The organism is Geobacillus sp. LYN3 (assembly GCF_003064505.1).
Lineage (GTDB): Bacteria > Bacillota > Bacilli > Bacillales > Anoxybacillaceae > Parageobacillus_B > Parageobacillus_B toebii.
On record NZ_QCWL01000001.1, the window covers coordinates 661,847 to 670,560 of the forward strand.

At 37.9% G+C, this 8,714-nt stretch carries 8 protein-coding genes; all 8 read left to right on the forward strand.

Annotation, left to right across the window (positions count from 1 at the left end):
- A partial coding sequence (locus DCC82_RS17935) for a hypothetical protein (RefSeq protein ID WP_233252916.1) occupies window positions 1-184 on the forward strand: 184 nt, incomplete at its 5' end.
- A gap of 181 nt (window positions 185-365) precedes the next feature.
- Entirely contained in the window at window positions 366-752 is a 387-nt protein-coding gene (locus DCC82_RS03445; protein ID WP_233252917.1) for a hypothetical protein, read from the forward strand.
- 59 nt (window positions 753-811) lie between these two features.
- Complete coding sequence (locus tag DCC82_RS03450) at window positions 812-1,600, forward strand: ABC transporter permease (protein WP_097354024.1); 789 nt, start codon at window positions 812-814, stop codon at window positions 1,598-1,600.
- A complete protein-coding gene (locus tag DCC82_RS03455; RefSeq protein ID WP_187252162.1) occupies window positions 1,593-3,107 on the forward strand; it encodes a permease in 1,515 nt (504 codons plus the stop codon). The genes DCC82_RS03450 and DCC82_RS03455 overlap by 8 nt, the downstream gene beginning before the upstream one ends.
- 17 nt (window positions 3,108-3,124) lie before the next feature.
- Window positions 3,125-3,763: an ABC transporter ATP-binding protein gene (locus DCC82_RS03460; protein ID WP_049625389.1), complete on the forward strand. Its 639-nt coding sequence runs from the start codon at window positions 3,125-3,127 to the stop codon at window positions 3,761-3,763.
- Window positions 3,764-4,942: 1,179 nt separating this feature from the next.
- Window positions 4,943-6,964, forward strand: coding sequence for an ABC transporter permease (locus DCC82_RS03470; RefSeq protein WP_097354025.1), 2,022 nt, complete (start codon window positions 4,943-4,945; stop codon window positions 6,962-6,964).
- On the forward strand, window positions 6,948-7,817 hold the full coding sequence (locus DCC82_RS03475; protein WP_097354026.1) for an ABC transporter ATP-binding protein: 870 nt from the start codon (window positions 6,948-6,950) through the stop codon (window positions 7,815-7,817). Before DCC82_RS03470 ends, DCC82_RS03475 begins: the two co-directional genes overlap by 17 nt.
- Window positions 7,810-8,436 (forward strand): hypothetical protein, encoded by a 627-nt coding sequence (locus tag DCC82_RS03480; protein ID WP_108430242.1) that lies wholly within the window; start codon window positions 7,810-7,812, stop codon window positions 8,434-8,436. Before DCC82_RS03475 ends, DCC82_RS03480 begins: the two co-directional genes overlap by 8 nt.
- Window positions 8,437-8,714 lie beyond the last annotated feature (278 nt).

Genomic DNA, 8,714 nt, shown 5'->3' on the forward strand with positions numbered 1-8,714 from the left:
GCTTCATCTGTCAATACAAACCGAATCGGGAAATCTTTCATCATATCACCTACTTGATGAAGAATCGTCAACATCGTTTTCCCTTATCGTATCAACGGTTTGCGACCATTGTAAAGATGTTTTGTCACGGATTCAGGTGGGATTTTTTATTGTTAAGAAGCGACAAGCACTTCAAGATAATTAAGGAATGAAAAACATATTGTGAATAATATACGCCAAAATGCTTAATATGGAACCTAACGGATATTTCTTACACATCCATATTTTCCAAAGCAAATTTGCGGAAAATACGGATGTTTTTTCTAATTCGTTTTGATATAGTGGGGGCGAAGCCGGCCGGTTATCATCTAAAATTACGAGGAGGAATGTTAAAAAATGAAAAAGAAATTCGCAGTACTTACCTTAGCAGCAGGGCTTCTCGCTGCAGGAGGTTGGCTCAGGCTGGAACAACGTATGGCGAGTATGACGTAATTGTCCCAAAGTTAAACGGTAATGCGTTTACTCCTCAACAAACCAAATCTACTACCGGTGCATCAGCTGATTTGAAAGTATCTATACTTGGAAAACCATTGGATGCAAGAGCGCATTCTTATAGCGGAGGAACTGGGCCTTGGGTTCGTATCGCAACCGTTGGGGGTCCATTCAAATTGCCTAATTCGATCAAATCAGGTAAGGATGCCCGAGTTGAGTTCAGCTCGGATCTTACTCAATTGGTAGACGTAAGGGTAAAGGGAGAGTGGAGAAGCAATTAATTCACAATGAGAATGGACCGAGCCATTCTCTTCAAAACTAAAACTAAGAGCAGGAAAGGATGTCAAAAATGTTAAGTCATCAGGTGAAAGTAGAATTGATGAGAGCCGTCACCTGGCGTCAATGTGTGATTTGGGCGGCATTGATATTGGTTCTTCCCACCATTCAATTTTTATTGATTAAAGAGAATTATGTTTATTATAGACAATTAGATCTTTTTCTACGATTAAATTCTAATTTTGTTCCGCTGCTTTTTCCTATCATAATGGTTCTTGTGTATGCGATTTACTTCGTTGGTGAACAAAAAAACTATTTTATTCCATATGTGCGTATTCGTATCCCTTTGGCTACTTACTTATTTAGCAAATTAGTAGTCAATGCGATTCTATCTTTTTTGATAGCCTTTTTAATGGTATTCATCCCTTTTATATTTTCTATGTATATTGAACCTGTTTTGGACATCGTTCATTTATATCCTGCAGATGGCAATCCTATTCCTTATACGACGTTTGAGCAATTGCTTTTTCTTGGAACATTGCCATATGGAATTATTTACTCGCTATGGGTAGGACTGAATGGAATGATGTATGCGACAATGGGATTATTGCTAGTTATGATCTTAGAGAAACCTTTTGTTGCGCTTTCCATCCCATTTATGTATTATTTGTTAGGCAATTTTATTACGCAAATTCTTGGATATGAGCAATTTTCACCCACTTATACTATTTTTCCTTTTAGTATCTCACAACAACCTTTGTGGACGGTATTCGTCCCATTTACAATATTATGTATTGTCATTATCATATTAGGATTTTATTTAAAGGAGAATCTACACAAACACTATGGCTAGGATATTAAGAAGTAAATGGAAAGATTTCATCGACGAACTATTTACATTCAAATGGATTATCTTTGGAATGATTATTTACATATATGGATCAAGAAGCAAAGAACAATTATATTATTTTTCAGTTCAAACAAAATTATCGTTGAACAAGTGGGACTTGTTGCATAGCTTTCTCAGTGATATTTATCTTATTTTGTATTTCATTTTACCTGTTTTACTATACCGTTCTATTTCGATTATCATGTCTGATTTTGAGTACACGATTCTTATACGATTAGGTTCTTATCGAAGTTGGGTGTATCAAACATTAAATAAATTTGTTCAAAGCCTCAGTATAGCAACGATAGTTTGGGGAGCAGTGAGTGGGCTTTTATTAATTGGCGCTCCTTCTTTTGCAGGTTGGAGTCCGTTTAGTAAGCTTGATGATTCTCTAAGTGAAACGCAAATATTGCAAAAATTTATAGATACACCCTTTTTAGCATTGTTATTACATCTTTCGTTACTCATTCTAAGTTTGATTTGTATCCACCTTATTCTAGCCATCATTTATGTAAAATCACAAAGAAAAGGTATTGTCATATTCATTGCGGTTTTCATATGGGTATATAGTGGAGTGTCATTTAAACTTCTTCCTAGTCATGCTTATTTATTCAATTTGTGCAATTACCTCATTTTACATTCGGGGGCTGCACAGTTCGGTAATATATGGGGACCGTTCGCAATTGTAATAGGATTGGCGACGTTGATTGTATGGAGTGTAAATCGAATAGACTTAAATACGAAAATATTTAGTAAATTGCGATATAACTGGGGCTATATCATTTTTTTTGCACTGATTGTCATAGCATTATGGTCCGGTATGCGAGAAAAGTTAGGAAAAACCATTTGGGATCAATTTATTTTCATGTTTATAGGCGGTTCAAACCACACATTTAGTTTAAAGTCATTTTTGTCTTATTGGGTTATATATTTTGGTTTTATCTATTTAATACAATTGTATTTACAAAGGGAATTGTCGGAAATTGGTTATTATAAGCTTTTGCGTTATCGCTCTATAAGTAAGTGGTTTTGGGAATGGTATCGCAAAATAATGATATATATTGCATTCTATTTGTTAATATTGGCATTATTTTCTTTATTGCTCTCTTCTTTGAAACGTTTTTCTTTTGATTTCTATATTTCTGTTGATAACTCTATTACGATATTCGAGGTATTTTATCATTTTTTTGTCAATGGTTATCTACAAGTTCTCTTCTATGTGTTATTTGTGTTTATTATTTCTTGGCTAAGCAAAGAAATTTTTTATAGTCTATTGGCTATTTGTATACTTTCGATCTTTATGTTTCCAGGTCTTAATAATTGGTTAATCATTCCATCTGGATTGAATAGTATTGGCTATATATTAAGCGATCACTCTATTTATCGTATAAGTGTGGTTCTATCTTTATGGAATATTTTAGGAATAATTTTTGTGTTGTATATTTTTCATAAAAAAGACATTGATTTATAAAAAAGGGAGTGAGGAAGTTGCCACATATACAACTGAATCAAGTCAGTAAATCTTTTAAAGGGGTAACGATTTTTGAAAATATGAATTTTGCAGTGGAAAAGGGGAAAATTTATGGAATTATTGGTCCTAACGGTTCTGGCAAGTCAGTATTATTCAAACTAATATGCGGATTTATATTTCCTGATCACGGTAGTGTGATCGTGGATGGGGAAGAGTTGGGTACTAATAAACGGTTTCCGAATAATTTTGGGATTATCATTGATCGGCCTGGATATATAGCGGGAAAGACAGGGTTTGATAATTTAAAAGCATTAGCCCTAATTAGAAACAAAATTAATGATGACAAAATAAAGAAAACGATGAAGATGGTTGGATTAAATCCAGAATCGACACAAAAGGTAAAACATTACTCGCTTGGAATGAAACAAAAGCTTGCCCTTGCTCAAGCCATTATGGAAGATCAACAAACACTTATTTTAGATGAACCATTTAATGCTTTGGATGCTGAAAGCGTTGAAAATATCCGCAATTTACTCCGAAAATTCAAGCAAGAAGGGAGAACTATTTTGCTTACCAGCCATAATCAAGAGGATATTGATATTCTTTGTGATGAAGTTTACAGAATCAACCACTTTAAACTTGAAAAAGTGAAGTAATTCCTACCATAGGGAAAAGGATAAATTTTCTGTTGAAATGGGAAAGAGGGACTGACTTCCAATCTGGCGAAGCGGTAGTAAGAGATAACTATTATAGCCTCATTATTCGCAAACTAATACCAAAGCACCTGAGAACAAATTTGGTATTATATAGATGCAACGAAGAAGTTTAACATATCCTTGACGGAAAAGCGGTTTGTCCATTTTCGACTGTCGAAGGCAAGCCATAGGCTTGCCCCGTCACGCCAAGGCGTGACGGAAGACCGAACAACCACCTGCTTCACAGACCCATATATGGGTCTGTGAAGCGGCGTTGTTCGGTCGCCTGACAGTCGATAAAGGCTGCAAATGGTAAATCTTCAAATTGCATCTATATAGTTTGCTGCTTTTTTATGGCTCGATAAAATATTGTCATTATATACGGTTTTAGAAGTGGTAACGTTAGGGGAATTTATGCCGTGGCCGCACATCTTTTTATTCCAGCCGCCCGTTTGGGATCCGTTTTTATTAAGGAAATTTGTGATTTTATTGATAACGGTTATTGCGCTTATGTTTACAACAGTTATTTTCATTCAGAGAGCAGACAGGAAACCTCAATAGCAATATAGAGCTGCTTGCGCTGTTTCAAGCTTATTGAAGAACAAGGGATGGGAAAGGAGGAAGTAAAAACTTTTCTTAAAAATTAGAAAATAATAGATCAAGCTCCCTCTGCTTGTTGCTTCTCAAGTGAAATGTCCTTAGCACTGAAAAACTTTTCTTTGTGATGCTCGATGTACGCTAAAATGCTGCCACCGATTGTTCAATCTCATGGATATCCTTAAACATCCGCATTTTCTGCAATCAAATTTGCGGAAAATACGGATGTTTTTTTCTTTTTTATTTGATATATTGAAAGTAAGGTTGGCGGGCTTGATAAATTACGGGATAAAGACAGGTAATTTTTTTCAGTACCAAAAGGTGGAGAATAGCATTGAGTAGAAAAGTTGATCTAATTAAATATGGATGGTGTTGCAAAACTAAAGTAAACACTCAAAGTTATGCATAAGGATACAGCATAACACATGCAGTAAATATCGATGAAATCCATATCATCGCGGCTATTCCATCCCACCAATCTTTATTTTTTGTGGAGATTTCTGATCTTTTTGAGGCACCTTTTAGGGAAACGGGTGAAATGAAGTGCGATGGAAGCGTCTATTTATTTTTTATATCAAACAAATATTTAAAAGTAAGCTATATATTGGGGCAAGTGTATTGTTTTTCATTTTGCTAATCAGCAGGCTCATTTTGTTCTTTTCAGATCCATATGATATGGAAGCGTATGGACAACTGCCACATGAAGTTTTCATGCTTGTGCAAATGGTATCGATCTTTTACATGGTTTTTTTCTATCTTCTCCATTCAAAGGAACTTCTTTATGGCGTCCAGTCGTTTTTTACGGATGGCTATCGCATTATGTTGGAGAAAATGAGCGCGATGTTTGCCGTTCATGTTTTATGCCAAGGAGTTATGGCGGTTGTTGCCTATGGCATTTTTTCCATTGTTTATTTTGTTGTAGGAATTGAGCCTTCGGATTTTTATTTGTCACTGTTTCGTTTTTTAATCGTATATATGTTCGCTCCGTTGTCGCTCAGCATAATGTATGGCTTGATGGTGGCGATGCTTCTTGGGACAAAAAAGAGCAGCTTTTTTGTGATGTTAGTCGTGTGGATTGTAACCGGCAGTATGACGACGGAACTATTTATTGATTTCTTTGAAACAGTTCATGCGAATGACTGGAAATCGCTGCTTTTTATCGGAAACCACGGTGTCCAATCTGTATATGACTCCTATATTGGTTTTGAGGTGGATCGGGGAAATGAGTGGAAGCTGCTCACATGGTTTCTCGTCCTTTTTGGAATGATTTTGATGTTGTCGCTTCGTTGGACGCTTACAACGAGAGAACGGAATGTTGTCATGAAAGTGCTGCTTATGCTCCCGTTCCTTATTGTCTTGACAGCTTATAGTTCTTTGCAGTCAAACACAAAAGCGTTTACTCGAGCGGATCAAACAACGGAGATCAATGACTATCGAAAGATGAACAGAGACGTCAAGACAGACTTGCGGTATGATATTCAATCTTACTCCATTTCATTGAAAGAAAAACAGGCCACTGTGCATGTGAAGTTTTCCCGTATGGACACGATGAAGCCAACGTTTCAACTGTACCATGCTTATCCGATCAAATGGATTCAAGCAAATCATAAACGAATCAAGTTTGCAAGAGAGGGAGATATTGTTACTGTTTATCTGCCTGAAGGCACGACATCTCTCACGTTTCGGTATGACATCGTGGATACAAGCTTCATCCCTTATACGAACGGACGAACGGTTCTTCTCGCCGATAAAGCGTGGTATCCGAAAAAGAGGGCGTCACAAATGTATAAAATATATGAGTTTACCATTTACGGAACAAAGGAACGGATATGGTGGGACGAATTCACGGACCAATTTTTGCCGAGAGAAAAACATGCTTTTACCTTGAAAGTGGATGGCGATGTGCTGTTTTGCAATTTGCCGAAGCGGGGGTCGGTTTACAGCGGCAAGGCACAAGCTGTCACTCTTATCAAGGGGCAAGGCAATCAGTTGGTATATGAGGATTACCATATTACGTATCCAGCGGACTGGCCCAAAATGGAAGAGAGAGTTCCAACGGTGTTGTCACAACTAGAGAAGACATTACATGAAGTGCAGCAGCTTGCGCCGACAACAGTCCAATCGTTGCCTAAAGCCATTGTGTTTTCCAGCTTCGGTCTGTCTTCTTTCATGGCGAACGATCACCTCGTATACAACACACAAGATTTATATGCAATAGATAAATACCACATGGGACAAGATTTTTATGAAAAAATGCTTCGGCTTTCGGTGCAACCAAAAGGATCATACGTCATGTATAATGAATGGATTCATGCGGCTGCTCAATTTTTAATGGAAAAAAGAGACTTGCGAAAAATCGATATGTTTAGAAGTCACCAATCAGATGTTTTACCGAAATCAAAACAGGAACTCATTAAATCCATTTACTTTGCGTTTCAGCAATTGAGCTTAGAACAGAAGCAGCAATTCTTGCGAAAATGGTATCAGGAAATGGACGAAACGTGGACATGGAATCAAGTACTGGAATTAGTAAAGGGGTCGGGGTCAATTGGATATTTACATTGATGGATTGACGAAGATCATCAAAAAGAAACAAATATTATCGGATGTTACGCTTTCTATTTCAGGAATCTACGGGTTACTGGGGCCAAACGGTGCTGGCAAAACGACCTTAATGAAGATATTGGCCGGTTTGACGGATTTTAATGCAGGGCGTGTGTTTCTCGGGGAGGAGTTGATCAGCACAAACACCTACGTGAGGCGAACAGACCATATTGGTTATCTACCCCAGGACTTTATGATCTACCCGGAACTCACCGTGTATGAGGTGCTTGAGCACATCGCCATTCTTCAAGGAAGCAAGCCCTCCACTTCGTATCACCACCAAATCAAGGAAGTGGTCGAACAGGTCAATTTATCTGACCATGTGAATAAAAAAATGCGGGAATTATCCGGCGGAATGCGCCGGCGGGTAGGCATCGCCCAGCTTTTATTGCGCAAGCCGTCTGTTCTCATTTTTGACGAGCCGACAGCAGGGCTTGATATTCGGGAGCGCGTGCGTTTTCGCAATCTGTTGAAGCAGCTCGGAAAGCGCCATACGGTCATTATTTCTTCCCATATTGTCGAAGATATTGAGTTTCTTTGCACGAAAATCGGCATTATCGAAAATGGAAAGGTTTTATTTGAAGGAGGGCCAGAGGAATTAAAGAAAAAAGCTGCCCATTGCACATATGAAATAAACGTTCCATTTGAAGAGTTAGATGAAATCATGGCTACGAAAGAGGTTGTACAGATGAGCGAGGAGCCTTCCCATATTGTAGTGCGTGTGTTGTCGGATGAGCCCATTGGTCAGCGCGTCAGCCCGCGGTTAATGGATGGATATTTAGCCCTTTTAAAAGAGGCGGCCCCCTATGAATAAGCTCGTTCATTTATTCAAATTTGATATAAAATTGCTAGGCTATTTATATAGCTTTCCTTTCGTGGCTTACGCGCTGTGTGTTTTGCTCATGCTAAGTTTCGGATCGCGATCCGATGCTCCATTTATGCCGTATATCGTCGTACAAGGCATCGCTGTGCCGATAGCTGGCTGGCATTTGGTCTTTCTGTATAACAGCCTTTATGAAGAAGGAGCAAGGGAGACGTTAATCGTTTATTATCGCAAGGTTCTCGTCATCGACATTATACGTTACGCCCTCTTACACGCGATTTTTATTTCACTGCTAGTTTGTTTGACCGCGTGGATCAATGGGCCGGATTTCTTCACCAGTACTTTAATTGTGCACCTCATCATGCTGTTTATCTTTTACCAAATTATAGGGATTGCGGTTTTAAGTGCCGTCCAAAGTTTAGATATTGCGCTAGCGATTGTAGCGACCTATACCTTTATGGAAGTAGCGACGCAAGGTACTTTTATGCCATGGCCACATCTATTTATTTTTCGGGAACCCATCGGTGACATCTCGATTCTGCTTACCTTCTTATCACTAGGGGCAGGCATTTTATTATCAGCAATACAATTATGGCGGAAGTTTAAATAAGCCTAGTGGCTGCTCTGTTACATCGTTTCCGCTTAAAGTTTAATCAGTATCAATTTAGTATCCAAAAAACAATTAGTTTAAAAAGTTTTTAGTTCTTTTGCTAATTGACTTCTTGAACGTGTTGCAAAACCACATAATAGGTGAATAAAAATGCACATTTTTTTCTTGCAGAAAACAGGTTTTGCAACACCATCTATATTAATTTTGGGTCTTCACCATTTTCTGTGATTTCTACTCAATCCTAGATACATGTTAGCTGGATGAAATAGGTTCATCAG

What these genes read in the sequence shown, in the direction of transcription:
- DCC82_RS03445 (WP_233252917.1), top strand. Translation starts at nt 366, where the DNA reads ATGTTAAAAAATGAAAAAGAAATTCGCAGTACTTACCTTAGCAGCAGG.
- DCC82_RS03450 (WP_097354024.1), top strand. Translation starts at nt 812, where the DNA reads ATGTCAAAAATGTTAAGTCATCAGGTGAAAGTAGAATTGATGAGAGCC.
- DCC82_RS03455 (WP_187252162.1), top strand. Translation starts at nt 1,593, where the DNA reads ATGGCTAGGATATTAAGAAGTAAATGGAAAGATTTCATCGACGAACTA.
- DCC82_RS03480 (WP_108430242.1), top strand. Translation starts at nt 7,810, where the DNA reads ATGAATAAGCTCGTTCATTTATTCAAATTTGATATAAAATTGCTAGGC.